Origin of the sequence: Paraburkholderia dipogonis (assembly GCF_042680985.1) — a bacterium.
Classification (GTDB): domain Bacteria; phylum Pseudomonadota; class Gammaproteobacteria; order Burkholderiales; family Burkholderiaceae; genus Paraburkholderia; species Paraburkholderia phytofirmans.
Window position 1 is genome coordinate 129,431 of the sequence record NZ_JBHUFR010000033.1, and the last position, 25,093, is coordinate 154,523.

The window sequence follows — 25,093 nt, forward strand, 5'->3', positions numbered from 1 at the left end:
CTCTTTGCCGGTCAAAAAATCAGGGCGGTTTATGCCGATGAGCTACACCGTCGGTTGAGTTCGCTCAAGCCCCAACCACGATTCGCCTGGAGACCCAGTCCCGCAGACTTTCCGCCACCATGTCGGGAACCTCGACAGTTGAAAGATGCCCGCACGGAAAAATGTCCAGCTCCGCCCGCGGCACTAATCGTACGATCTCGTTGGCCATGCTCGGCGTACAGATACGATCATCGTCCCCAGCAATCACTAGCGTCGGCACAGCGATTTCTGGTAGCGCGTCACGCTGATCGCGGCGTTCGAGCACTGCTTTTTGGTGCCGGAGATATCCGCCGCACCCCAAGTCACGCGCCATCGCAGCCGCAAGGGACGCAATCTCCGCCTTACCACCGGCCACAGTGCCCGCAAGTTTGTCGACCACCTGCTCGAATTGGCCCGACTTAGCCTCTTCCATGAGACCACTGGAACGCTCCACCTGCTGAGGTGCTGCTGGGCGCGCGCTGGTGTTCACCAAGGCGAGACCAGCCATACGCGGGTCGCCACGTCGAGCGACCTCAAGGGCTACATACCCGCCCATCGAAATGCCAGCGATCGCGAACCGGTCCGGTACATCAACCAGGATTTCGTCCGCGAATGCGGCGACCGAGTTGCCGCTACAACGGGCAATCGTCGGCTTGACGATGTCAGAGAGCCGGTCAATAACCGGTTGCCACAAGCGGCTGTCAGACACCATCCCGGGAACAAAAATGACTGGAAGTTTACTCAAAATAAGCTCTCCATTATTTGCTCGATGTAGACGCCGAATTCATACGCGTCGTCAACATCAAGCGCTCGACCAGCGTGGCCTTATCAGTTGCCAACTTGCGGAGATTGTCCATATCCGTAGCCCGCTGCGTTGTATCCGTAGTATCGAAGATCACACGCTTGATCTCTGAAGCGGCTGGCGAAACGATTTGCGTGAAGATGCGGCGGCGATCCTCGGCATACTTGTCGAGCACTTCATCCGTCGCACGGCCCTGCGCCACTGCAGCCAGAGGGCCGTACAGTGCATAGACATCGAACAGGCCACCCACCAAGCCCAAGCCACCGCAGGGATTTGTCGCATGCGCCGCATCGCCTGCAAGCAGAACGCGACCGACACGAAATTTCGTCGCCGCGCGCTGATGCATGCGGTACGGCGCGTAGGCGTCGACCTTATAGTCCTTCACGTTCGGGATGATGACATTCAGGAACTGCTCAAGACGTTCCGGGATGCCCTCTTCCGGAAGCTCAAGGTCTTCACTGAAAGTCACCCGCCACAGATCGTTCCTATCCAGCTTGACGATGATCGAGCCATAGGTGGAGTCGACTAGAAAGGTAGTTCTGGCAAAACCGTACTGGGAAAAATTGAGATGGATATTGGCAGCGACGAAGCGCTTGGGCCAGGTAATCCCCTCGAACTCCAGACCCAGTTGCGTCCGCACGGTACTGCCAGCACCATCGGCACCCACCAGCCAGCCAGCGCGCAGTTCCAGCTTGCCGTCCGGCCCTTCTGCCTCGATCGAGACACCGGTGTCATCCTGCTGAATACCCGTGACCTTGACGCCCCACCGAATCCTCACATTCGGATAGGTCTCGAGCTTCTTCAGCGCGATTTCGGCCAGTGCGTCTTGGCCGAGGTGAAGGTTGTAGGGAAACTTCGTGCGGTCGTCCAGCACATCCAGACTGAAATCGATGCGCTCGCCGGTTTTGAACTCGATGTAGCTGTAATCTTGCTTTGAAAAACCGGCCTCAAGCGCATCGTCAAGCAAACCGAGTTCGTTCAACCCCTCGAGGCACGCCCAGTGATACACGATGGCGCGCGGTGAAGGAACGATGCTATTCGCCCGCTCCAATACGGTGACGGAGATGCTGGACTTCGCCAGCCCAAGAGCAGTAATCAACCCGACCGGGCCTGCGCCGACAATCGCAATGGTCTCTGCATTAGCCATGACTTTCCTTCCTCAAGTTCGTTGAACGATGGCCTATTATGCAAAAACCGGAGTTTTAGAAAAATTCAGCCGGCACAAAACAGACTTCCCACGCCCGAATGAATGCTTTCTTTGATCACATTGCTCAGTTGAAGACGACGTGTCAAAAATCAAACCGCAACTGCCGCAATCAGTCGTACTGCATCGCGAACAATACAATTCCCAGGCAAAAGCAAACGATATCGCCGCTTTCGACCAAGTCCTCACGTTATTTCAAGGAACGAAAGACCTTCATTAGTCGGGTTGTTAGCAGCGATCACTCCAGCGGTAATGCAATGCAGCGCCTTGCATGGCCGTGATCGCTTGACGGAGACACTTAAAGCGATGGGATTCGAATTGCACTGACGCGTCAGTAACCGATCGTGACGCGTGCACGATGTAGTGTGGGCGTTGCGATCTCGTCGACGAAGGCCAGCGCGAGGTCGGCACCCGAAATGTACGACAGACCGTGCCCGTCAGTCACGAGCTGATCGCCGCCTCTACGGTAACGACCGAGCCCTTGGCCAGGGTTGGTCGGCGTATAACCAGCCGGCGGAGTCACCGAGAACCAGTCGAGCTCGGCGGGAGATTTGCTGCGAAACCAATCGAGTACATCGGCACAAGTGCTCGCTTCGACCTTGTACGCGACGGGAAACTCAGGGGTGTCGAGAAGACGCGTGCCACCCTTGGCGACCAACGAGCTGCTTGCGCCACTGACGTGACCAACACGCGCCTTCCCGGCGATTGCCGCCCTGGTCAACGCAGGAAGACTAGCATGTAGCACACCATCAATAGCGCGGATAGCAACCACCAGGACGTCGTGGTCAGCGGCGAGCTTGTTCAACAGCGCTTCGTCAGCGATGCTGCCCTGCACATAGGTTACGCCCGCGAGCGCGTCTTTTGGCGCAGTCCGCGCAACAGCGGTGACGGTATACCCGCGCCGCGTGGCCTCGTGAGCAATGTTGCTGCCGGAATAACCAGTACCGCCGAGAATGGCAATCTTCTGATTCGACATGGTGATAGTCCTATTTGTAACGCCTATGGTTGCCGCATGCAGCAAGGGCACCCCGCAGCAGGTCCCGATTGAGTCGCCGACAAGACGTCAGCTACACATTGCAGAGACAGCCCGACGAGACTCTTCATCGACTGGAAGGTAGATCACCACGGTCAATCCCGAAGTAGTTTCCGGTCGGAATGGAACGCGATCCAACCTGAATCGGCCGCCAACAGGGTGAGTTATTTCCAGTGGATATGGCGAGGTCTCCGTAACCCGATACTGACTCCATAACTCACGAAATTCAGGACTTATCGCCTGCAATTCATGTATCAATTCAGTCGAGCACTCGTCCTCTGGATTTCGACTTCGGTCATTTCGAAACCGTGCAACCACCTGTTCGATAATCGAAGTCCAGTTGTCCGTAATCGCCCGGAAATTCGATTCCGCAAACAGCATCCGCATTATATTGGGGAGTTCCGGTTGTCTCGAAAAGCTGAAAATCTTCGCGAAAGCAGCATTATGAGCAACGATGTCCCAGCGGATATTGCGTATATAAGCTGGTCGATCCCGAAGCGAGTTGATCATGTCAAGCAATCGGTCCGGTACCGACGTGACAATATCTTCGACCAAGTATGACTGTGGACGAGCGAGTCGGAACAAATACGCATGCTGATCCGCGTTCAATCGAAAAATTTGACTCAGCCTCTTGACGACGCTCTCAGAGGCCTGGACATCTCGGCCCTGCTCCAGCCACGTGTACCAGTCAACACTGACGCCAACGACGTCTGCGACCTCCTGGCGCCGCAGCCCCTGCGTTCTACGTCGACCGGATGAGTCAAGACCGAGGCTCTCTGGCGTCGTATGTGCACGCATGTACTTGAGGAACTCACCCAGCTGCTTTCCTCGCTCGCTTGACCCAGTTGCCACAAACGTCTCCTCTGATAAATTTTTGTTTCCAAAGCCGGACTTTGCATCCAGCGGCACCATTCGACCAATCTTCTCGTTGACCTTCAGCCCGATGCCCGAGTTTGCGTTACTAACGCCGTACTCCCCCACATTATGCGAGATGTGGCGCTCGACTTACTCTTTCGGTGCCCGAGCCAGCAAGCGACGCGCCTGCGCAACAACAGGCGCATCGACCATCCGGCCATCCAACTGCACCGCAGCACCGCCACTGCGTTGATCCATATCGATCACGCGCCGGGCCCAATCCAGCTCCGTGCGGCTAGGCGAAAGTGCCGCGTGTACAGGTCCGATTTGAGCCGGATGAATGCAGAGTTTGCCACCAAAGCCGAACCGCAGAGCTCGCATGGTGTCTTCAGTCAAATGCGCAATATCTGAAACGTTCACAGTCACTCCGTCGACAGGACCGGCGAGCCCATACCGACGGCTCGCCATGGCGGTAGCAAAGCGCAATGGTGCAAGCTGCGTCTCTTGCGCGTCGCACTGCATATCTGCATCGACCATGAAATCGATCGTGCCAAGCGAAAGTCGGGCAACACCCGCAACCTGTGCGATATTGTCCAGTCCGGCATAGCCATCGACTGACTCAATAAGGGGCATCAGAGGACACCTAGGCAATCTCGCAAGCGCAGCCACCAGATCACCGGCATCATCAGCCTTGGAAACCATTATGGCGACGCCATGTCCGTGCGTGGCAGCCCATGCCACATCCGCTCTGCCGACATCAGTCCGCAAAGCGTTGATACGAATCATGACCGTTCGTTGTTCAATCAACGCAGGCAGCGCCGCGGCAATCGCCTCACGTGCGGCTTCCTTATCTTGCGGCGGCACACTATCCTCCAAGTCGAGGACGATCACATCGGCCGCACTCGCCGCCGCCTTTGAGAAGCGCTCCGGTCGGTTTCCTGGAACGAAGAGGAAGGTCCGTGCCTCGCGGATGGCGGTCATCAATAAATTGGTCATATGGATCATTTCAGTCGTACAGTGATTCCGTGTCGCGTGGCCGCTTACTCCATCCACTTACGCCCGAACTCATGTTGTAGAAATTGTGCGGTGAGAAAATCGGCAAACACCTTGATCTTGGCCGGCTGGTGACGCCGGGTGTGGAATGCCAAATTCACCGTGACGTGTGGCAATGCCCAGTCCCGGAGAAGCGGGACAAGACGCCCCGCTTGTACATCGTCATAAAGCGTAAACATCGGTTGGATAGCAATGCCCTCGCCCGCAAGCGCCGCGGAGCAGAGCACTCTGCCCTCCGTCGACGTCAACACTGGCTTGACTCGAACCGACTCCTTGTTCTCATCCTTCGAGAAAGTGATAGGCGGCGATTCCTTGGACACCGAATACATCAACACCCGATGCCGCACCAGATCCGCTGGCGTTGTCGGGGTTCCATGTTCGGTGATGTAGTGCGGCGAAGCCACGGGAACATATCTGGCCTGTGCAAGTTTGCGAATCGTGATTCCGGAATCCGGCTCGTATTCACGCGTTCTAATGGCAAGATCGATACCAGGATCGATGGCATCCTCGTAGTGATTGGCCGCAAGAATGCGTATCGTGAGATCCGGGTAGAGGCGCCGAAATTCCGGTAATAGGGGTGCTATGTACATCATCGCGAACGACGGCGACGCAGTTAGCGAAAGTTGTCCCGACGGATGCGTGCTGTACTGATCCACCATGGCATCTGCCTCAGCCATATCTGCCATGAGCTTCGCGCAACGCTCGTAATAGGCTTGTCCGGCCTCGGTCAACCAAAGTCGCCGGGTGGTACGCTCCAGCAATCGCACGCCGAGCCGCGCCTCAAGCGCACTAATTGCTCGGCTTGCGACAGAATCCGAAAGACCAAGTAGTGCCGCGGCGCGCGTGATGCTGGCGAGCTCCGCGACCTGGACAAACAGGTCCATCTGGGTGAAGCGATCCAAGGAGTGCTCCTCAAATTTTATTGAGACGTAGAAGATGAAGAGACTTTCCGGTCACGACCGAACAGCGAAATGCCGCTGAGAATCTCGAGCCACTGTATCCAGTTTGTCTTTACTCGCTCAACGGGACCACCGATTCCAAGCCCCATTTCGCCATGTCCACGAACGGACGGAAGAACGCGGGCGACCACGCCAGCATGCGAACTCGCCATCCCCATCGAACAGTAATATCCGGTACGGCGCGCTTCGCCTACGGTATTCATTACGTCATCAAGGCCGGCAATTCCATAATTCTTCCCATGCTCCGCGTTGTACCGGCGAATAAACCGGCCAATCTCATCGTCACTCATGCGAGACAACAGAACTATCCCGATCGCCGTTCGATGCATCGGTCGCAATGAACCGGTACTGATGACCAATCTAACCGGGTGCTGTCCTTGAATGATGGCCAGGTATTGAAGCAGCAAACCGCTCTGGCGCCCGAGCAAGACGGTTTCACCGATCTCATCTGCGAGACGCCTCATTTCTGTCTGGATGGCCTCCCGATTGGCTGCCCCACCCGCGGCCCAATCACCCAGAAAAGACAGCCGTGGAGATGGGATGTAATCCCGACTTACCGCATTGAAATCGACATAGCCGCGCTCCCGCAGTGTGCGCATCAGCATTGAAATGCTTGACTGAGGTACATCCAGCTTGTCCACGATCTCACTAATCCGCAGTGGACGCTTCTCATATTCAAACAACTCGAACAGACTGAGTACTCTGACGGCTGACTTGACGGTACTGGACGGATTCACGATGGTGAGCCTCTTGACCGGTGCCATTGCACCACCGGCGAGGTCTCGACGCCTCACTGCCGGCAGTGCAAATGGCACCGCTATTCCCGTAGTAAACAATCCACATCACGAAGCGATTCGAATCAATCGAGCCGTCTGAATCGCTGGTGCCGCCTTAACTTGCTGTCGCGGCCTCGACCAACTCGACCAGATCCGTGACCTTCAGTCGTTCGTTACCCACCGTCTTGGCCGCATCGCGATACATCGCCAGGTCCTTCGGGCACGTCACGACGAAGTATTCCAAGCCGGGGATCTCGAGCGCTTCGTGAATGCGCTGCACGCTAGGACGGTCTTTGTCCCCTGTGTCTGTCATCCAGATGCGACCGCCGCCCGCACCACAGCAAAAGGTATTTTCTCGGTTACGCGGCATCTCACGAAGCTCGACACCCACCGCACCAAGAATCGCGCGCGGCGCATCCGTCACACCGACATATCGGGCCAGATGGCAAGGGTCGTGATACGTCGCTGCACCGCTCAACCGATTTGCAACCGGCAACGCACCGCTTTCGATCAATTCCCAAATGAGTTCGGTATGATGGCGCACCTTGTAGGTACCGCCGAACTCCGGATACTCGTTGACCAGCGTGTTATACGAATGCGGGTCAGTCGTGATGATTTCCTTGAATTGAGCCTGTGCAATCGCCGCGATATTCATTTCGGCGAGCATCTGATAAAGGCCTTCCTCACCTACCCGGCGTACGTCATTCCCGGAATTGCGCTCGGCTGCATACAGAATGCCGAAGTTGACCTCTGCGCGATGCAGAATCGTGGCGACCTTGCGGGTAATCTCCTGGAGGCCCGCGTCGAACGAAGCGTAGTCGCCGACAAACCAGAGTACATCCACCGGCTCCTGAGTCGCGTCCTTCACTTTGAAGGGCAGCGATGATGTCCACGAACCACGCTCGTCCTCGGGCTGCCCGAACGAGTTCCCAGTCATCGCAATGCGCTCGAGCACCTTCTGCAGGTTGGTCTCCATCGTCCCTTCTTCGACCAGCGCACGCCGCATCTTCACAATCAGCGGCACGTGTTCGACACCGACTGGGCACGTCTCCACGCAGGAAAGACATGTAGTGCACGAATAAAGCGTTTTCGGCTCGATCAGGTTGGCGTTTTCGCTGGCAGGTTCAGGCTTGATTTCATGAAACAGGTTTGCGCCACCAAATTTCGCGTCGGCCTGCTCCTTCAAGCTAAGGATGACATCGCGCGGCGAGAGCGGGAACCCCCCTGCCCCCGCGGGGCAAGCAGCATGGCAGCGGCCACACTTCGTGCAGGAATCGATATTGATCAACTCCTTGGCCGTCAGATCCGTGATGCTTGTGTAGCCTGAGCTGGCAGCTTCCAGATCTAGCGCCGGCAGGCGCTTGCCGGCTAGCGGATCTTTCAGCGCCAGGTTGACGGTGGCCACGAACATGTGGATCGCCTTGGAGTACGGAATGTAGGCGATAAAGGAGAACACCAGGATCGCGTGGAACCACCATGCGTACGGATAAAACGCATTGGCATCGGCAGCCGCGACGCCCAGCGACTCGAACACGTTGGCCAGATGCCAGCTGACAACGGCCCATACTTCATGCTTCGGCCGGTCGGCAAGAATACGAAGAATTTCGAGCAGAAAGCCAGTGAGACCGATGATAAGCAGGCTCCACGCAAACAACATGTCATCGCGCTTGTAGCCGGTCCGGTCGTAAGCCTCGGGCTTCAGGTCACGGCGCGCATAGTCCAGCCGCGCAGGCTTCGCCAGATAGCGATAACCAATCAACAGCGCGACACCAATCACAAACCCCGCGGCCAGAATATCGAGCACCAGCAGGAAACCGAGGTAGAAATCCCCCTTCCAGAAGCGCAGATTCTCGCTGATCGGCGCCAGTACGTCATGATCGATGGTAATGAGAGCCGTGGCGGTAAACAACGCCGCGAAACCCCAGAACATAATCATGTGCACAAATCCGACAAAGGGATTTCGTTTGCGAAGCGTGCTGTGCTTGGCGACCGCCGCTATCGCCAAGCGAATCTGCCGCAGCGACGGCATCAGCTTTTCGGGACCCTTCCGGCCAGACCGGTATTTCTTGACTCTCAGCCAGATTCCGTAGCAGAAGATCAAACAAGCCGCGAGTGCAATCGCGTAAAAAATGGCGACCTCGGACGACGGCATGTGCCGGAATAATTGCCGCGTTGGTGTATCCAGCTCGGTCATACGAAACCTTTTTGGTACGTTCTGATACCGCCACCGGGCGTCAAACCCGGCGGCGCATTTTTAGTATTCGCAGCTAAGTTGCCTGTGCAGCCCGCTTAGATCGTCACGATCTTGGTCGCGTCATACTGGGGCCACCACTTCTCGATCTTGAGATCTTCAGCAATGGCATTCGCGGCGTTGTAGCCGGGGCCTCCCACAGCCAGACCACCAGGGTGTGAAGATGCACCGCATAAGTAAAGACCGTCGATGCAGGTGCGATATTGCGACATACCGGCCCAGGGGCGGTTGAACCCGCTTTGTTCCGGGCAGACTTTCCCCTGGCAGATATCGCCATTCATCATGTCCGGGATGCAGGCCTCGATATCGACCGGCGTATAGGGGAATTTCCCGATGATGTTCGCATCCTTCACGTTCGGCGCGTACTCGCGGAGCTTGGCGAGAAGCTTTTCCGTGACGTCGCGTGAAACATCGTTCCATTTCCCCGGGCCGCCATCGGCAAGATCAAACGGGGCGAGGATCGAGAAGAAAGCCGTGTGAAATCCCGGCGGCGCCTGTGACGGATCATGGATGGTCGGGATACCGCCGCTCAGACCGGTAACGTCAGGCACGAGGCCTTCATTCGCCTGCTGCATCATTCGCGTCATGTCAGTTGGCGAGTCGTATCCAATTGTGTAGTACAGACTGTGATTCAGATCTGGCTCGCGTTCCGCCATCGTGAAGAGCGGTCGCTCTTTCAGGCACAGGAACACGCGGAAGATCGATTGCTCCTTGAACTTGAAGTTCGCTGCCTTTTCGCGGACCGATTCCGGCAAATGGCTCTCGTCAATCATGAACAGGAACGTCTGCACCGGGTTGACGCTGCTCGCGACAAAACGGTCTGCGTAAAATTCACGGCCGTCATCGAGAATCACGCCCTTCGCGGTATTGTTTTCAACGATGATTTTCTGGACGCCATTGCCTAGAAAAATCTTCCCGCCGTTTTCTTCGATGACTTGCCGAATGCCCTCGGCCACCTGCCGCGTCCCACCCCGCACCATCGCGTTCTTCTGGGCAAACCACGAGATCATCGTGGCAAACACCAAGGAGGGAATGCCTTTGGTGGCTGGATCGTATTCGGAAATCACCGCACCACGTACAAGTGCGATGCGGACCAGATCCGACTCGAACAGTTCGTTCGCGTATTCCAGCGGGCTGTAGCCGAGTGCGACCCGCAAAAACTCTGCACCACCCGGCTTTCGGCGAATTTCCGCTTCCCAGATATCGGGCGGCGTGGGTGCCGAATACATATCGGGAAGGATAATGTCGCGATACCAATGCAGCCATTGGCGGGCGACCCGTCGGTAGGTATCGGCGTCCTTCTGAAAAACGCGGGCGATGGATTGAGCCGTCGCCTCGATGTCTTGATAGTGAAGGAAATAACCGTTGTGATTGATATAGGCCTTTTTCACGCGCGGGAAAATATACTCGACGCCATACTTGTCGAGCTGAAGGTCATGATGCGCAGGGCTATCATGCATCTTCGTAAAAATCGCGTGCGTATTGTGTTTGAAGCCCGGCGCCGACAGCTCTTCCGTCGCGAAGCCCCCCCCAACGTTGATGCGAGGATCAAATACGGCCATCTTGAGCCCGGCCTTCGCCATGTAGGCTGCCGTGATCAGGCCATTGTGACCGGCACCGATAATAATGCCGTCAAAACGTTCTTCGCTCATAAGCAATCCTGTTTGTCTCTAAGGTTGTCGGCTATTCGTGTAGATCTTCCGAAAGTTACGCGCGCACGCTTTTGACCTGGCTGGTCAACTTCGGAATTATCTCGAGCACATCACCAATGACGCCGATATCGGCCGTCTTGAAGATCGGGGCCTCGGGATCTTTATTGATTGCCACGACTACACCAGCCTCTTTCATGCCATAGACGTGCTCGACCGCGCCGGAAATACCGCAGGCGATATAGAGTTTCGGCTTCACCGTCTTGCCCGAGAGACCGACCTGCGACGAAACTGTCAACCACCCCATATCGACCAGCGGACGCGAGCAGGCCGGCACACCGCCAACCGCATCAGCCAGCTCTTCGATAAGCGCGTAGTTCTTTTGCTCGCCTAAACCTCGGCCACCCGAAACCACAATGTCGGCCTTCGCGATATCGACCCCCGATGACTCTGGCACGATGGTACGGATAGGACGCACTCGGTTATCGGCGCCTGCCGAAGCTTCGACCGCAACCACGGTACCCGTTTCGATCGCCGCCTCCGGCTTGGCGCCGCTCTGCTGCATGGTGGCAACCAGCGGCGTCGTGTCCAGCGCCACCTTGGCGATCAGTCGGCCACGGTACATTGGCCGCGTGAAACACACGTCGCCGTCTTCTACGTTGACGTCAATGCAGTTGGTGGCGAATGCGACCTTAAGCTTGGCCGCCAGACGCGGCGCGAGATCCATACCGAGGTACGTATGCGCGGCGAGAATCGCCCCCGGGTTGATGGCCTCGATCAGCTTGTTCAGCTCGTTCAGATAAACCGATGGGTTGTAATCGGTGTGCTGCGGCGCATCCGCCACGCGAACTTCCACTCCGTAACTGGCCAGTTCGGCGGCCACCGCTGCGACCTGGTTGCCGATAAGCAGCGCGCAAACGCGACCGCCCTGACTGCGAGCCAGCTTCGAGGCTGCAGCCACCAGTGACGCATTGGCCGATTCGGTCTGACCAACACCGGCTTCACAAACAACAATGACATTAACCTTGGACATTCAGATTACCCCGCGTTGGACAAGAGCTTCTACGAGCTGCTTGACGGCATCGGCCGCTTCGCCTTCGATCATTTCGCACTTGCCGCGGCTTTCCGGACGGGCAAACTCCAGCACGCGCAGCTTGCGCTTGGCGCTCTCGGCATCAACTGCCAGGTTGAGCGAGTCGAGCGACAAAGCATCGATCTTTTTGGTACGAGCCTTGACCACAGCCATGACCGGCAGATAACGGACCGGACGAATACCGAACTGAATCGTGAAGACACACGGCAGGTCGACTTCGAGCTCTTCCTTGAAGCCTGCGCCAAGTTCGCGAATCACCGTCGCACGCTTGTTGGCCGGATCAAAGGTGATACCGGTTACCGCGGTGACTACCGGCAGGCCAAGCGATTCGGCCAGAGCAATACCGAAGCCCCCCAGCAGATCATCGTCGGCCTGAATCCCCGTGAAGATCGCATCGCAGTTCAGATCTTTGACGACTGCCGCTGCGGCCGCAGCGCTCACCACCGAATTGCCGCCCCGATGCGTGTCATCGACCACGTGGATGGCCTGATCAACACCACGCGCGTACGCGACGTGCAGCGCCTCTTTCGCGCGAGGGACACCGATAGTGATGGCGATGGCGCTACCTTGATGTTGGGTGCGCTGATGGACTGCCTCCTCGATCGCATACAGGTCCGTTTCATTGACCTCATGTGCCAGGTTTTCATCTTCGATACGGTCACGGCTTGCCGAGATCTTCGGCGTCACCGCGGAAACGGGAACGTGTTTGACAAAAGTTGCGATCTTCATTTCATGTCCAGAAAATGTTCAGAATCGATTGAGTGAAAGATCTGGTGCCTGGCCCGGACCACTCGTCGCGCCCTAGCACCTGTGACCGTCAGATCTTTTCCATCCCGCCATCTACAATCAGCGTCTGACCGGTAATGAAGCTCGCATCAACCCCAGCTAGGAAGCTGGCGGCGCCGGCCAGATCATCGGGCACGCCATCGCGCTTGATGGCGTAGAGGTGACCGTAGTTCTTGCGAAACGCATCGACACGCTCCGACTGATTTGCGATCCGCGAGCTGAGCGTAAAGCCCGGCGCAATCGCATTGACGGTGATGTTGTCGTTACCCAACTCATGTGCGAGGGAACGCGTGAAGGCGATCATGGCACCCTTGCTCGCAACGTAATGGAGGATGTAGGGGATCCCCGTCTGAGCCGAACTCGAGACGATGTTGATAACGCGGCCATCTTTGCGCTTTCGCATATGAGGCGCGACGGCGCAGCAAAGGAGATACGGTCCCAGGGTGTTCACTTCCATCATGCGCCGCCATTCGGCAGCACCGATCTCTTCGAAGGGTTTTGGAGTGCCGAACATCGCGGCGTTATTGACGAGGATATCGATGTGGCCGAACTTCCCGATAACGCTACTGATGAGCGTCTCCACATCTGACTCTGACGAAATATCCACGGAGACGCCGAGCGCCTCAGGACCCGTTTCCGATATCTCAGCCGCGGCTTCCGTCGCGTTGTTGATATCGGCGATGACAACATGCGCGCCTTCGAGGGCAAAACGCTTGGCGATCGCGTTACCAATCCCTGCAGTGCCGCCGGTGACAATCGCAACTTTTCCAGCGTGCTTCATATCGGATATGTCTCCATTTGAATAAGTAAAGCGTCCGTGCATCGTGTGCAGTGAGCACATCCTAGTGCGTACCTAGCGCGGTGTAAAAGTGAGCTATTTAACCTAGGATATTTCTATCCCACCATTTGTGCATCGCCCGGAATGCCGCTCCAATATGCCCCGCATCTGGCCTTATTTATCGATTGCTTACGAGGAAATCAGGAAATGCGCCAATCCATGAAATTCGGTGCCAGGACATCAATAGGGGGATGATGTCGCGGGCATATCCTAGGAAAAACGTGGATGCGCGAGGCGCTGTCACGATGCAACGTAAGCGGTCCACGAACGACGCCCCTCAGAGTAAGGTGCAGAGCGCGTGAGGTGTGGTAGCGAAGCGGATCAGCGGAGATCGGCTGGAATCTTCCAGGGAAACAGCGCGTAGTAGTCGTCGACGGTCTTCGCCAGCGGGAGGCGCTGGACCAACCAGGCGAGATAGCGGTACGGGTCGATACGATTCGCCTTGCACGACTCCACGAGGGAGTACAGGTTGGCGCTTGCGTTCGCCCCGTCGACGGTATCTGAGAACAGCCATCCGCGGCGCCCTCTCAAAGTTGCTCGATTGATATTGACCCAGCGAGCCGTGGGATCGGGCAAGCTGCGACCACCCGATTTGCGAGTTTTCCTGCTATGTTGATCCATCGTGGCGAGAAGAAGTATCTCTTGTACTTCGATATTGGGTACGAGGAGTACGTGCTAACATGGCTTGTCGAAGAGTCCCAGGAATTTCGGGAAGATACGGCCTAGCGCGATTACGTAAACGTCAGATGCAACTGTGGTCCTGAAGCACAACCTTCTTCCTATTGGAAAATCGTTACGCGGTAGTCGCTTGCCGCTTATTCGAGACAGCGCGCGTTTGCCTCTGTGACTTTAACTTTGAAGTTTCGAGTCGAAAAAAAATGAACCAAGCAAAGATCATCGATGGGCTTGCGGTATCGAAGGCGCTGCGCGAAGAGGTCTTACGCCGCGCTGCCGCGTTGAGAGAAAAGGGCATTACTCCCGGCCTTGCCGTCATCCTGGTAGGGGACGATCCCGCAAGCGCGGTCTACGTCCGTAACAAAGTGAAAGCATGCGAACAAAACGGACTTTTCTCGACCCTTGACCGGTTGCCGGCGGACGTGACAGAAGCGCAACTGATTACGCGTATTCGAGAGTTGAACGTCGATCCTAACGTGCACGGAATTCTGGTTCAGCTCCCTCTGCCCCGTCATATCAACAGCCACCAAGTGATAGAGGCTATTTCTGCGGAGAAAGACGTCGACGGCTTTCATGTTGCAAATACCGGTGCCTTAATGACCGGATTGCCAAAGTTTCGACCATGTACCCCATATGGCGTGATGAAGATGCTGGAAGCGTATGAGATTCCAACCGTTGGCATGAACGCTGTTGTAATTGGGCGCTCGAATATCGTTGGCAAACCAATGGCGCTAATGCTCCTGGACGCTGGCGCAACCGTCACCGTTTGCCATAGCAAGACTAAGGATTTGAGCCACCACACACTGACTGCGGACATCGTCGTAGCGGCCGTTGGCAAGCGGAACATTTTGGCGGGCGGAATGATCAAGCCCGGTGCAACAGTTATCGATGTCGGCATGAACAAGACCGAAGAAGGGAAACTGTGCGGGGATGTTGACTTCGCATCCGTTCGTGAGATCGCGGGATATGTCACCCCGGTTCCAGGCGGAGTAGGGCCGATGACGATTACTATGCTTCTCGTCAATACACTGGAATCGGCAGAGCGGGCCGCACAAATCGAAGCGCGTGGGAGCATGGAATCCGATCTCGAAGCGGGGAAGGCGTAAGCCATTTCCACCTCTTTTTCTCATGCACTGACATCAGCGCTTCCATAGACGCTACTACGCCAATCTGGCCAGGTGACACTCCAATAAGCACAGAGCGAGTCTGGGATATGGAGTCGGGTTCGCCGTCAAACGTCGGCAGTATGACGCTGCCGCCCCGTACTGCGACGCATGCTGATGCGCCGTTGCATTATGACCAACAGGGAGTCGCTATCGGACTGGTTGATATAGATACCTATTTGGGCGAATGTTTGGCCTTGCATGTCGAATCCGCAGGACCCGTGGTCACCATTAAAGACATCGACGTGGCTCTCAGCGATATACCTTGGGGTCTCGCCTCGCGCGTACCTCTTCGCACTTGCGCTCAAGCCTCGATTGCAGAATGGAACAACGACTTCAAGGCCGTATCGGCCGACGCGATCGACTGGCTCGCCGAGCGAGGTGTGAAGCTTATTGGCATCGACACTCCATCTCTAGACCTCCAAAATTAAAAAACTATGGATGCGCATCATCGCGCGCGAGATCACGGCATGGCTATCTTTGAGGGCCTTGTTTTGGATGACGTTACAGTGGGTGTCTATGAACTCATTGCTTTGCCGCTCAAACTGGTATCGGTCGACGCCAGCCCGGTCCGCGCCATCTTACGAACCTATTGATTGGCACCATTCCTTAAAGATTCTATTGTAAGCATGGTTTAGTAAGCATCTGGTCTGGACCGTGCGGCCGGCCTGGGTAGAAGATGCAATCATCGGCTGCCATGGACACGAGTGACCGACTCTGTCCACAAACAGCCTGGCCGAAAATTCGAGACGAATGGAGGCCGTGGAAGTGACACGGCTGTTCTCTGGTTTTAGTTTCGCAGCCCCTGTAAGGTGTTAGCGTTTTGAGGTGCAAGAGTCATGACCGACCTAATAATGTCCAATGCCTTAATCGATTGCCGAAGGGTATTTGTTAAAAACTACCAAGCGGATGCCTGGATAGGCGCCTACGAGTCAGAGCTGGAGAGGCCACAGAAGATGAGATTCAACGTGGACCTGTTCGTTGCCTTGCGGTGCTCGACGCCTGAGCGCGACGAGTTGCACGAGATTGTGAACAGCGACATTATCGCGAGCGCCATTCAGTCAGTGCTTTCTCGTGGCCACATTCGACTTCAGGAGACGATGTGTGACGAAATTGTCGCGGCGCTATTCGAGGAGGGCCGCGTGCGAGCGGTACGAGTGCAAACTGAAAAACTGGCGGTTTACCAGGGGTGTGAGTCGGTGGGGACGGAGGTTTTTAAAATTCGTCCTGACGGCGGAAAATGATCGCGGACCGGTGTTTGCCACCCCCGACGGCGTTCATTGCTCGTGAAGGCTTTGTCAGGTTGACGGGGATGCGGCGGTAGAATGAGGCGATGAAGAAGGCAAAATCACTTTATCACGGCCACCGTTTTCCTGCGGTCGTCATCAGCTGCGCGGTTCGGTGGTATTTCCGGTTCAGCCTGAGCCTGCGCGACATCGAAGAGTTGTTGCTCGAGCGTGGTGTCGTGGTCACCTACGAAACGATCCGTTGCTGGTGCGACAAGTTCGGTGCGGGATTCAACCAGCGCGCCAAGGCCGCGCGGCGTAAACCGGGCAATACATGGCATCTGGACGAGATGTTCGTGACGCTCCGCGGCGAGCCGTATCTGTTGTGGCGAGCGGTCGACGAACATGGTGCCGAACTCGACGTGCTGGTGCAAAAGCGGCGCGACAGAGCCGCAGCCAAGCGCTTCTTCCGGCGGGTGCTGCGTTCAAACCCCGTGCCACGCAGGATCGTTACCGACCAGCTACGCAGCTATCCAGCGGCGAAGGCTGATATTCCCGAGCTCGCTCAGGTAAAGCACGTTTTCGTCAAAGCGGCTGCACGCGTGAACAACCGCGCCGAGAAAAGCCACCAGCCAACCCGCAGGCGCGAACGCCAGATGTGCGGTTTTCGCGATGCGCGTCACACGCAAGCGTTTCTCTCATGTTTTGGCCCGATCCGGCAGCACTTCGCGCTGCCCAGACATCAGATGAACGCAGCATGTCATCGCACCATACTCAAGGAACGCCTCGCCACATGGCATGGCTGGACAATCTCTGCCGTGGTAGAGAAGGTTATTTAATTAGGACGACTTGTTTTTTGTGATCCAGCTAGACTACGCCAAACAATTTGACAGCGCCTTGAACAGCCCCAGTTCCTCATACAGCCAGCGCCTACTCCACCGCTTCCAGCCGAAGCCCCTTCGGTTCCGGGATCGCCCCATGTAGCGCCGGATCTTCTTTTCCACCCAGTCCTTGATGAAGTTGAAGCCTCGTTGGAGTCCCCCACAGCGAAGTATTGCACCCAACCCCGCAACACCGGATTGATGAGTTATACCACCCGATTTACCGGCTGCGACTGGTATCGCCGGAATATCTGCTCGAGCTTGCGCAGCAGCGCCGTACGCTTCTTCAGCTTCGGCGTGTAATGCGCTGGCCACGCCCGTGTCCTGAAGCTGCGGAGTTGACGGAAGTCAAACCCCAGAAAGCCGAAGCTCTCCTTGCATCTCAGATCCACGGTGCGGCTCTTCTCATCATTCACCTCGACCTGTAGTCTGGCAAACTCCTCCCGCAGTCGTCTGCTTGCCGCCCCCAGCAGCCAGTCATGGCGCGGGTGAGCATCGATCAGCACGACCAGATGGTCAGCGAAGCGGGCATACTCGACGTAGGTGTACTTCCCGTTACGCGTGGCGTCTTTCGCCCGCTCCAGCATCCGGTCCGCCTCGGTGAGGTAGATGTTGCTGAGTAAGGGTGAAATCACCCCACATCGGCGGCACGGGGTACTGCTGTCGCATCTGCCCAATTACGCCGTACTTCACCGCGACATTTTAGCCGCAGCCCCTTCGCGGTGAGGATTGGATCGGCACCGACACTCGGACCGAGCGGGCAGGCAGTAGCCGCTTCCTGCAATTCGTCGTGGATACCGCCCAGCCACCGTCCACCGCGCAGGAGGTCGGCGACGCTGTGTAACCCGCGTGCGCATGACGAGAGGCGGCCGATCTGGTATGGACCGCCTCTCGCTTATCCTAGGGGAACAGAACGGTGAGATTGCCGTGTCGCAGAACGCGGTCCTGGCAGTGCCATTCGACCGCGCGTGCGAGAACGCGGCGCTCTATGTCGGCGCCCCTCTTCTGGAGCTCGCGCACGGTGTGCGTGTGGTCGACGCGGGCGACGTCTTGTTCGATAATCGGTCCCTCGTCGAGATCCGCCGTCACGTAGTGGGCTGTCGCTCCGATCATCTTCACGCCACGATCCTTGGCCTTCTGATATGGCCCGGCGCCGATGAAGGCCGGCAGAAATGAGTGGTGGATGTTGATAACCGGTACGCCGACCTCCTCGAGAAATCTCTCCGAGATGATCTGCATGTATCGGGCGAGGACGACGAGATCGACGTTGCCGCGCAGGAGCTCGAGTTGCGCACGCTCGGCAGCGCTCTTGTCCGCGCTGTGGACGGGGATATGCATGAATGGGATCCCGAAGCCCCGCACTTCGTTGGCGAGATCCGAGTGATTGGAGATGACCATGACGACGTCGATGGGCAGCTCCCCCCGACGCTGGCGCCACAGGAGCTCCAGCAGGCAGTGCTCCGTCTTCGACACCATGATCGCGACGCGCTTGCACTGGGCAGGGCTTGTGAGAGCCCAGTCGGCGCCGTAGGCTTCGCCGACATGTTCCTGCAGGGTCGCCTCGAGCTCGGCGCGCTTCGCCGCGAAGTGCTCGAGGTGGAACTCCGTGCGCTGAAAGAACCGCCCCCCGCTGGGATCCGTCGAGTACTGGTCGAGGGAGACGATGTTCGCCCCGGCCTCGGTCAGTATCCGGCTGACCGTGCTCACGATGCCGGGCTGGTCCCGGCACTGCACGATCAGCCGCCCGGTCATCCGCGGATCCGGTGCCACAGGTTCCCCCGCGCTGGCGCGCGCCGTCTCGGTGTTCACAGTTGCCATCATCTTTCTCTTTCCTGCACTCGCGTGCACTCGGTCGTCGGGGAGTTGGGGATCCGCGCGGTCATCTCACCGCACGGGTGTGCGATGACCGCGCTCGCCACTCCCGAGGGGATCCTATCGAGGTCGTAATCCTTGTTACTAGGCAGGTCGAGGTACGGGAATCGCTCGACGGTCGCACGAATCTCCTTGATCCGTCCGCCGTGATCGCCCCAGTGGACGACGACCTCGCTGCCGATCTCCTGGTCCCTGTCGATCGTCGCGTGGGAGATCATCTCGCGGTAGTAGTACGAGTAGACCGCCAGCGACGAAATGCCCACCGAGACGCCGTCCTTCGTCACCAGGTCAGCATGTCCGCCCGCCGGCGAGGGCGGGGTGGTCGGGAACTCGAAGTTCTTGTACTCCTCGCCCTGTTCGAACTGCGAAGCGAACACGTCGAGCACGTCTTCCTTGTTCCAGCGGAGGGTTATGGTCTTGCGCAGCGGCTTCGCGGCCTCGGCCTCGAGAGCGGCACGACCGATGAAGTCGTGGTCGAACTTCGCGACCCAGCCCCAGTTCACTTCGAAAGGCGTGCGCATGCGCGCGCGCATGTCGGTGGGGTCGGCGCTGCCAGGCAGGCCGGCATTCGGGGTGTTCGCAGCCGGGGCGCTCGCATCCGGGGCGGTGATTCCGAACACAGGGTGCGTCGCGAAACCAGGGTCGCCGTAGGCCGACGGCAGGAAAGTGCAGCCCTGCTGCGGGAATCCGCCCTCCGTGTGATTGACGACATAGGTGCGCCAGCCGAGCCGCGCGATTCCGACGTCGGCACCGGCACGGTACACGGCGTCGAAGACCTCCGGTCCGTACTCGATGGGTCCGCGCAGCTCGTACGCGAGCGTACCGGCCATGCCGATTCGCGAAACCTCGATCTCGACATTCGCCGGGATGCCAGGAATGCGCACCTTCTTCAAACCGAGAAACGCGACGCTGCGCAGCTCCTCGCCGATGAGGCGCTCGAGCACCTGGAGAGATGAGGGACCGGCCACCTGGTAGAGGAAGATCTGCCGGTAGTCCACCTGCACGTCGATGCCAAGGGATTCCGCCAGATACGGAAGCCACGGGATCGACGCGAACTGGCGGAACGAATCCTCGCTGTCGCGGACGGCCAGCCCGTGGTTGGCGATCAGCCCGTGCTCGTTCACCGACACGAGGTGCTTCGACGTGCCGATCGGCCACTTGTAGACGTTGTTGACGCTGACCCGCGACAGAAACTCCTGAGCATGCGGCCCACTGAACGTGATCTCCGGCAGCCCACTAAGGTTGGACGCGATGTAAGCCCCCGTCTTCCAGGACATCGACTCGCGCTTCCATCCGTCGCCCTCCCAGATACGCAGGCTTCCCAGGACGTTGCCGTAGGTGGCAACGTCCGGATAGACCGGCACATCGTAGACACTCAGGCTCGGGGGAACTGGGTTTTCGTTGGTCATCGTGATTCTCCGATTTCTTGTTGATTGGCGCCGGGCGGCATCACTGCGCAACAGCCCCGATTTGGTCGTAGCGAACAGACTTCACGCGCTCCATCACCGAGCGAAGCGACTCCGGCATGCGTCCGGTGATCTGCTTCACGTGGTGCGTGAGGATCGCCTGGAAGTCCTCCGCCTGGGACACGTCTGCGGTGACCAGCTCGTCGCTGGCCCACATGTGCCCGTCGGTACTCAGTGCCATCGACGGGTCGTAGGTGCGCGGGATCCCGACCGAGTCGAAGTAGGCGAGACGCTCCTCGGCGGTGACGGGCACGTACTCGATCGGCACGCCGTAAACGTCTGAGCCGATTTTCGCGATCTCTGCCACCGTCAGCAGCTCCGGGCCGGTGATGTCATAGACGGCGCCCGCGTGATGCTCCGACGCCCGCAGGACCGCGGCCGCACTCCGCGCGATATCCTCCTTGCCGATCGGAGACAGCGATCCACGCCCCGCGGCGAGCTCAAGACGCCCCGTCGTGGCGGCCGGAGCGATCCAGATGTTGCTGACGATTTCGGCGTAGAGATGGTTGCGGAGGAAGGTGTAGGCTAGGCCGGATTCGCGCAGGTCGAGCTCGCTCTGGTAGTGGTCCTTCGCCGACAGCGCCGGGTTGCCCGACTGGACACCGCCGACGGAGGTATAGACGATGTGGCGTATGCCTGCGCGCTTCGCGGCCGCAATGGCGTTGCGGTGCTCGGGAACGCGTCGCCCGAGGTTGAGCCCGCTGATGAGGAACAGTACGTCGCCGCCGGCGAACGCGGTATCCAGCGACTCAGGCTCGGAGTAGTCACCCCGACGCACCGTGATGCCTTTCGCCTGCTTCTGGGCAAGCCGTTCCGGGGTCCGCGTGACGAGCGTCAGCTCGACACCTGGCTCCTGCTGCAGAAGAGCGGTGACCCGGCGACCGAGGTCTCCCGACGCCCCACTGATGACGACCTTCTCACTCATGAGATCTCCTTTGCGTTGATGAGTCTTGTCTGTGCTGCCCACGGATGCCCAACAGCAATCAGGTCCTCGAAAGACTTGATCGAGGAGTTGGGGCCGGTGATGACAACCGTATCGAGGACATTTGGACGGCAGACAGCCTCGAAGTCGCCATCCTTGTAAGAAACGCTGCGCATCACCAGTGGCGTCATGTTGATCGCGACGTCGCTGCTGAAGACAATCGTATAGCCGTCAGGCTTGGCCTTGGCTAGTTGATCCATATCCAAAGTCATTCCAGCTCCGTCGCGGTTGAGTACAACGACGGGTTGACCTGGGGCCTTTGAAATCCCTTCCGCAACGCACGTCCAAGGACATCAACTGCGGAGCATCCGGACAACGGGATGATCATCGTCATCGTCCGCGACTGACCTTGCTCCTGCGCAACTAGTGGGAACGCGGAAAATGCCACTAGTACCGGGAGACACATACGAAGCCTTTTCAAAAGAGGTTTAGGCATCTCCTTGTCTCCAAAATTTTTATTGCCGTGCTGGCGTTAGATGCGCTCAGCGCCAAGCCAGATGAACACCGCAACCGGCAGCGAAAGTGGTGGCAGCAATCGCCCCGCGCGCCTGCGTTTTCATGTGCGCCTGGGCGGCCTCTCCACGATCTGGCTGGCAATAACCGTAGATTAAAGTAAGTTTTATCGATTTTCTATAGGGATAACCATAACCCTATGATGTACAGATCATTCAAAATCTTGTCCTTGATAATGCAGGGACAGCTGAGCTGTGTGGCTTCGACAATCGGACAGGACTTTCCATAAACGTATGCGGTCCACAAACGACGCATCTCAGAGCGGGTTTCTGAGGCGTGAAAGGCGTGAGAAGCGTGGTAGGGGTACGGGTCAGCGGAGCTCGGCGGCCATCTTCCGCTACAGCGCGTCGTAGTCGTCGACGGTCTTCGCCAGTGGAAGACGCTGGAACAGCTAGACATCATGTATGGACCTGCCGCACCTCAAGGTACGCGGATTAAGCTTGAGGTCGGTTACGCCGCGGCTCAGAGCCGCCATTGAGGGGGCAGGTCATGAACAAGTTTAGCAAGTACGTGGGCCTGGATGTCCATCGGGAAACGATTGCCGTGGCGGTCGCTGACACGGCCGGCGAGGTGCGGTATATGGGCGAGATCGTGAACACGCCCGAAGCCATCGCGAAACTGGTTACACAGCTCAAGCGACGCACGGAACGGCTGGCGTTTTGCTACGAAGCCGGCCCCTGTGGCTACCCAATTTGCCGACAGCTGCGGGATCTCAAGCAGGATTGCCAGGTCGTCGCGCCGTCGCTGATTCCGAAGAAACCGGGCGAACGGGTGAAGACCGACCGGCGCGATGCCCTGAGCCTGGCGCGCCTGCATCGCGCCGGCGAGTTGAGCCCCGTGTGGATTCCGGATGAGGCACAGGAGGCGCTGCGCGATCTGACCCGTGCGCGTGAGGACATGAAGCATCTGCAACGCCAGGCCAAGCAACGGCTGTTGTCGTTTCTGTCGCGCCATGGTCATCGCTACACGGGCCGCTCCAGGTGGACGCAAGCGCACTGGCGCTGGCTCGAAAGCATCAAATTTGCCCGACCGGAGCAACAGATCGTGCAGCAGGAATATATCGACACGGTGCAGGCCTGTGGCAGGCGCGTGGCCAGCCTCGACCGCGAAGTCGAGACAGCCGCGCACGCCAGCCAGGTTTGGCCGGTAATCGAAGCGTTGATGGCGCTGCGCGGCATCAGTCTGCTCGCCTGAGTGGGTTTTAGAGGGAGACATCCGTGGCTGTTTCGATAATTTTAGCCACGACTGGATCCTCAAACATATACCGATGGATAAGGTGGTCCTGCGGCGATGGCTTAAGGCCGGATTTATCGATAAAGGCACCCTGTTCGCGACCGAGGCGGGAACTCCGCAAGGAGACATCATCTCACCTGTCATCGCAAACATGACGTTGGACGGACTTGAAGCGGCAGTAGATGCCAGCGTAGGGCCGACGCCACGCGCTCGCCGAAAGTTCAAGTCAACGTCAATCGGTATGCTGACGACTTCGTCGTAACCGGAGTATCGAAAGAGATTCTGGAACAGAACGTACTCCCTGCGATCAAGCAGTTTCTGATCGTTCGGGGGCTGGAACTCTCGGAAGAGAAAACCAGAGTCACTCACATCGCCGACGGGTTCGACTTCGTTGGGCAGAACGTACGGAAGTACGGCGGTAAGCTGCTCATCAAACCGGCCAACAGGAACGCGAAGGTCCTGTTGGAAAAGGTTAGGGAAATCGTGAGACAGAACAGAAGTGCCACACAGACGAATCTTATTTTACAACTCAACCCTGTGATTCGGGGTTGGGCCATGTACCACCGTCATGTGGTTTCCAAGTCTCGCTTTACGTCGATTGATGCTCACATCTGGCACCTCTTATGGAAATGGGCCATGCGTCGGCATCCCAATAAAGGCACGGGGTGGGTGAAGCACAGATACTTCCGGGTAGAGGGAAATCGTACTTGGGCCTTTACTGCGCGGACCAAAGACCGCGGAGTGATTCGGCTGTTTCGAGCCACGATGATTTCAATTGTTCGCCACGTGAAGATACGTGGTCAGGCAAATCCCTTTGATCCTGCGTGGTCGTCGTACTTTGCTCGTCGCGGAGCCGCGATCGATGATTGATTGCCCGGTCCTGTTCGATGGGGCTGAGGAATGGCTTGAGCCGGATGCGGGGCGACTCGCACGTCCGGTTCTTAGGGGGCGGTGGCGCGGCAATGCGCTACCGCTACCCGACATTGGAGTGGATGCCGATTCGGGTCTGGTCCACAGTGTGGTTGGCACGGCGGCCAACGTGTCGGATGTGTCGCAAGCGCATGCCCTGCTGCACGGGCATGAAGAGGAGGCGTTCGCCGACGCGGGCTACATTGGCGTAGACAAGCGCGACGAAATGAAAGGCAAGACGGTGAAGTGGCACTTCGCAGCCAAGCGCGGAAAGATCGAGGCGATACAGGAAGGATTGCTGAAGGACCTGGTGATCGCGGTCGAGCGAACCAAGGCGCAGATCCGTTCGCGGGTCGAGCATCCATTCCATATCGTCAAGAACCTGTTTCACCATCGCAAGACCCGATACAAAGGCTTGGCCAGGAACACGGCGCAGTTGTTCAGCCTGTTCGCTTTGGCGAACCTGGTGATCGCGAAGAATCGGCTGCTGTCCACTCATGGGAGCAATCCGTCATGTGTGTGAAAAATGCGGGAGGTGAAGCCCGAATGCGGGCCAATTTCGTCTCGATCTATCAGAAATTCCTTCGCTAACCTGACAATTTCACATCGTCTCGCCAACAACGCGGACGACCAGCCGATTGATCAGCGTTTCCCTAGATACTATGAGGGCAGCAAAGGCAAAGCTGGAGGAGTAAAACGGAATCGTCATCCGTTTTCTTCGTGGGAGCACGCAAATGAACGCACCGGACATGGCCCGTGGTGGGCAGGATTCAAAGGTGGTCGGCTCGCTGTATGTCGCTTTCGAGTTAGGCGACAGAAGCTGGAAGCTTGCGCTGGGAGACGGAGTTCGCGCCCC

The 25,093-nt window shown here is 57.8% G+C and carries 22 protein-coding genes and 4 pseudogenes; 8 read left to right on the plus strand and 18 right to left on the minus strand.

The window, feature by feature from the left end:
* Positions 1-64: 64 nt before the first annotated feature.
* The 13 genes and pseudogenes from ACFSNN_RS35275 to ACFSNN_RS35335 all read right to left on the minus strand — a co-directional run.
* Positions 65-763, minus strand: coding sequence for an alpha/beta fold hydrolase (locus tag ACFSNN_RS35275; protein WP_134465723.1), 699 nt, complete (start codon positions 761-763; stop codon positions 65-67).
* 13 nt (positions 764-776) lie between these two features.
* Positions 777-1,967 carry an FAD-dependent oxidoreductase gene (locus tag ACFSNN_RS35280; RefSeq protein ID WP_134465724.1) on the minus strand — a complete coding sequence of 397 codons (1,191 nt, stop codon included), beginning with the start codon at positions 1,965-1,967 and terminating at the stop codon, positions 777-779.
* Between the two features lie 388 nt (positions 1,968-2,355).
* The gene (locus ACFSNN_RS35285) at positions 2,356-3,000 is read right to left on the minus strand and encodes an NAD(P)-dependent oxidoreductase (RefSeq protein ID WP_134465725.1); all 645 of its coding nucleotides are present in this window, start codon (positions 2,998-3,000) and stop codon (positions 2,356-2,358) included.
* An 87-nt stretch (positions 3,001-3,087) separates the two neighbouring features.
* On the minus strand, positions 3,088-3,969 hold the full coding sequence (locus ACFSNN_RS35290) for a helix-turn-helix transcriptional regulator (RefSeq protein WP_134465726.1): 882 nt from the start codon (positions 3,967-3,969) through the stop codon (positions 3,088-3,090).
* Between the two features lie 93 nt (positions 3,970-4,062).
* Positions 4,063-4,908 carry an HpcH/HpaI aldolase/citrate lyase family protein gene (locus ACFSNN_RS35295; RefSeq protein ID WP_244323152.1) on the minus strand — a complete coding sequence of 282 codons (846 nt, stop codon included), beginning with the start codon at positions 4,906-4,908 and terminating at the stop codon, positions 4,063-4,065.
* A 44-nt stretch (positions 4,909-4,952) separates the two neighbouring features.
* On the minus strand, positions 4,953-5,867 hold the full coding sequence (locus ACFSNN_RS35300; protein ID WP_134465727.1) for a LysR family transcriptional regulator: 915 nt from the start codon (positions 5,865-5,867) through the stop codon (positions 4,953-4,955).
* Positions 5,868-5,884: 17 nt separating this feature from the next.
* The gene (locus ACFSNN_RS35305) at positions 5,885-6,688 is read right to left on the minus strand and encodes an IclR family transcriptional regulator (RefSeq protein ID WP_134465728.1); all 804 of its coding nucleotides are present in this window, start codon (positions 6,686-6,688) and stop codon (positions 5,885-5,887) included.
* A gap of 127 nt (positions 6,689-6,815) precedes the next feature.
* Positions 6,816-8,894, minus strand: coding sequence for a (Fe-S)-binding protein (locus ACFSNN_RS35310; protein WP_134465729.1), 2,079 nt, complete (start codon positions 8,892-8,894; stop codon positions 6,816-6,818).
* A gap of 95 nt (positions 8,895-8,989) precedes the next feature.
* Positions 8,990-10,603 carry a phytoene desaturase family protein gene (locus ACFSNN_RS35315; protein WP_377689205.1) on the minus strand — a complete coding sequence of 538 codons (1,614 nt, stop codon included), beginning with the start codon at positions 10,601-10,603 and terminating at the stop codon, positions 8,990-8,992.
* Positions 10,604-10,658: 55 nt separating this feature from the next.
* Positions 10,659-11,633: an electron transfer flavoprotein subunit alpha/FixB family protein gene (locus tag ACFSNN_RS35320; protein ID WP_134465732.1), complete on the minus strand. Its 975-nt coding sequence runs from the start codon at positions 11,631-11,633 to the stop codon at positions 10,659-10,661.
* On the minus strand, positions 11,634-12,422 hold the full coding sequence (locus tag ACFSNN_RS35325; RefSeq protein WP_134465733.1) for an electron transfer flavoprotein subunit beta/FixA family protein: 789 nt from the start codon (positions 12,420-12,422) through the stop codon (positions 11,634-11,636).
* A gap of 88 nt (positions 12,423-12,510) precedes the next feature.
* Entirely contained in the window at positions 12,511-13,260 is a 750-nt protein-coding gene (locus ACFSNN_RS35330; protein ID WP_134465734.1) for an SDR family NAD(P)-dependent oxidoreductase, read from the minus strand.
* Positions 13,261-13,638: 378 nt separating this feature from the next.
* A pseudogene (locus ACFSNN_RS35335) lies at positions 13,639-13,842 on the minus strand (transposase domain-containing protein); the annotation flags it as partial.
* 353 nt (positions 13,843-14,195) lie between these two features.
* Here ACFSNN_RS35335 and folD point away from each other — a divergent pair.
* The 4 genes and pseudogenes from folD (at position 14,196) to ACFSNN_RS35355 (ending at position 17,220) form a co-directional block, all read left to right on the plus strand.
* Complete coding sequence (folD, locus tag ACFSNN_RS35340) at positions 14,196-15,098, plus strand: bifunctional methylenetetrahydrofolate dehydrogenase/methenyltetrahydrofolate cyclohydrolase FolD (protein WP_134465735.1); 903 nt, start codon at positions 14,196-14,198, stop codon at positions 15,096-15,098.
* A pseudogene (gene kynB / locus ACFSNN_RS35345) lies at positions 15,071-15,751 on the plus strand (arylformamidase). Before folD ends, kynB begins: the two are co-directional and overlap by 28 nt.
* Positions 15,752-16,009: 258 nt before the next feature.
* On the plus strand, positions 16,010-16,399 hold the full coding sequence (locus ACFSNN_RS35350; protein ID WP_134465802.1) for a dihydroneopterin aldolase: 390 nt from the start codon (positions 16,010-16,012) through the stop codon (positions 16,397-16,399).
* Between the two features lie 89 nt (positions 16,400-16,488).
* Positions 16,489-17,220, plus strand: coding sequence for an IS6 family transposase (locus tag ACFSNN_RS35355; protein ID WP_134465736.1), 732 nt, complete (start codon positions 16,489-16,491; stop codon positions 17,218-17,220).
* A 248-nt stretch (positions 17,221-17,468) separates the two neighbouring features.
* Here the strand turns inward: ACFSNN_RS35355 and ACFSNN_RS35360 are convergent, their stop codons facing one another.
* From ACFSNN_RS35360 to ACFSNN_RS35380, 5 genes are all read right to left on the minus strand, one after another.
* Positions 17,469-17,897, minus strand: a complete 429-nt coding sequence (locus tag ACFSNN_RS35360; protein WP_208949632.1) for an RNA-dependent RNA polymerase family protein — start codon at positions 17,895-17,897, stop codon at positions 17,469-17,471.
* 265 nt (positions 17,898-18,162) lie between these two features.
* Positions 18,163-19,014 (minus strand): formyltetrahydrofolate deformylase, encoded by an 852-nt coding sequence (purU, locus tag ACFSNN_RS35365; RefSeq protein ID WP_134465803.1) that lies wholly within the window; start codon positions 19,012-19,014, stop codon positions 18,163-18,165.
* A gap of 65 nt (positions 19,015-19,079) precedes the next feature.
* The gene (locus ACFSNN_RS35370) at positions 19,080-20,543 is read right to left on the minus strand and encodes an aminomethyltransferase family protein (protein ID WP_134465737.1); all 1,464 of its coding nucleotides are present in this window, start codon (positions 20,541-20,543) and stop codon (positions 19,080-19,082) included.
* A gap of 40 nt (positions 20,544-20,583) precedes the next feature.
* A complete protein-coding gene (locus ACFSNN_RS35375; RefSeq protein ID WP_134465738.1) occupies positions 20,584-21,525 on the minus strand; it encodes an SDR family oxidoreductase in 942 nt (313 codons plus the stop codon).
* A complete protein-coding gene (locus ACFSNN_RS35380; RefSeq protein WP_134465739.1) occupies positions 21,522-21,848 on the minus strand; it encodes a tripartite tricarboxylate transporter substrate-binding protein in 327 nt (108 codons plus the stop codon). The genes ACFSNN_RS35375 and ACFSNN_RS35380 overlap by 4 nt, the downstream gene beginning before the upstream one ends.
* A 736-nt stretch (positions 21,849-22,584) precedes the next feature.
* On the opposite strand from ACFSNN_RS35380, the pseudogene ACFSNN_RS35385 reads away from it, so the two are divergent.
* From ACFSNN_RS35385 to ACFSNN_RS35405, 4 genes and pseudogenes are all read left to right on the plus strand, one after another.
* Positions 22,585-23,286: pseudogene (locus ACFSNN_RS35385) on the plus strand (IS110 family RNA-guided transposase); the annotation flags it as partial.
* Between the two features lie 22 nt (positions 23,287-23,308).
* Positions 23,309-23,590 (plus strand): reverse transcriptase domain-containing protein, encoded by a 282-nt coding sequence (locus ACFSNN_RS35390; RefSeq protein WP_279631197.1) that lies wholly within the window; start codon positions 23,309-23,311, stop codon positions 23,588-23,590.
* A gap of 20 nt (positions 23,591-23,610) precedes the next feature.
* Complete coding sequence (locus ACFSNN_RS35400; protein WP_279631198.1) at positions 23,611-24,198, plus strand: group II intron maturase-specific domain-containing protein; 588 nt, start codon at positions 23,611-23,613, stop codon at positions 24,196-24,198.
* A 112-nt stretch (positions 24,199-24,310) separates the two neighbouring features.
* A pseudogene (locus ACFSNN_RS35405) lies at positions 24,311-24,760 on the plus strand (transposase); the annotation flags it as partial.
* Positions 24,761-25,093 lie beyond the last annotated feature (333 nt).

What these genes read in the sequence shown, in the direction of transcription:
- ACFSNN_RS35375 (WP_134465738.1), bottom strand. Translation starts at nt 21,525, where the DNA reads ATGAGTGAGAAGGTCGTCATCAGTGGGGCGTCGGGAGACCTCGGTCGC.
- ACFSNN_RS35280 (WP_134465724.1), bottom strand. Translation starts at nt 1,967, where the DNA reads ATGGCTAATGCAGAGACCATTGCGATTGTCGGCGCAGGCCCGGTCGGG.
- ACFSNN_RS35320 (WP_134465732.1), bottom strand. Translation starts at nt 11,633, where the DNA reads ATGTCCAAGGTTAATGTCATTGTTGTTTGTGAAGCCGGTGTTGGTCAG.
- purU (WP_134465803.1), bottom strand. Translation starts at nt 19,014, where the DNA reads ATGACCGGGCGGCTGATCGTGCAGTGCCGGGACCAGCCCGGCATCGTG.
- folD (WP_134465735.1), top strand. Translation starts at nt 14,196, where the DNA reads ATGAACCAAGCAAAGATCATCGATGGGCTTGCGGTATCGAAGGCGCTG.
- ACFSNN_RS35350 (WP_134465802.1), top strand. Translation starts at nt 16,010, where the DNA reads ATGTCCAATGCCTTAATCGATTGCCGAAGGGTATTTGTTAAAAACTAC.
- ACFSNN_RS35355 (WP_134465736.1), top strand. Translation starts at nt 16,489, where the DNA reads ATGAAGAAGGCAAAATCACTTTATCACGGCCACCGTTTTCCTGCGGTC.
- ACFSNN_RS35310 (WP_134465729.1), bottom strand. Translation starts at nt 8,894, where the DNA reads ATGACCGAGCTGGATACACCAACGCGGCAATTATTCCGGCACATGCCG.
- ACFSNN_RS35330 (WP_134465734.1), bottom strand. Translation starts at nt 13,260, where the DNA reads ATGAAGCACGCTGGAAAAGTTGCGATTGTCACCGGCGGCACTGCAGGG.
- ACFSNN_RS35370 (WP_134465737.1), bottom strand. Translation starts at nt 20,543, where the DNA reads ATGACCAACGAAAACCCAGTTCCCCCGAGCCTGAGTGTCTACGATGTG.
- ACFSNN_RS35295 (WP_244323152.1), bottom strand. Translation starts at nt 4,908, where the DNA reads ATGACCAATTTATTGATGACCGCCATCCGCGAGGCACGGACCTTCCTC.
- ACFSNN_RS35285 (WP_134465725.1), bottom strand. Translation starts at nt 3,000, where the DNA reads ATGTCGAATCAGAAGATTGCCATTCTCGGCGGTACTGGTTATTCCGGC.
- ACFSNN_RS35290 (WP_134465726.1), bottom strand. Translation starts at nt 3,969, where the DNA reads ATGGTGCCGCTGGATGCAAAGTCCGGCTTTGGAAACAAAAATTTATCA.
- ACFSNN_RS35305 (WP_134465728.1), bottom strand. Translation starts at nt 6,688, where the DNA reads ATGGCACCGGTCAAGAGGCTCACCATCGTGAATCCGTCCAGTACCGTC.
- ACFSNN_RS35325 (WP_134465733.1), bottom strand. Translation starts at nt 12,422, where the DNA reads ATGAAGATCGCAACTTTTGTCAAACACGTTCCCGTTTCCGCGGTGACG.
- ACFSNN_RS35315 (WP_377689205.1), bottom strand. Translation starts at nt 10,603, where the DNA reads ATGAGCGAAGAACGTTTTGACGGCATTATTATCGGTGCCGGTCACAAT.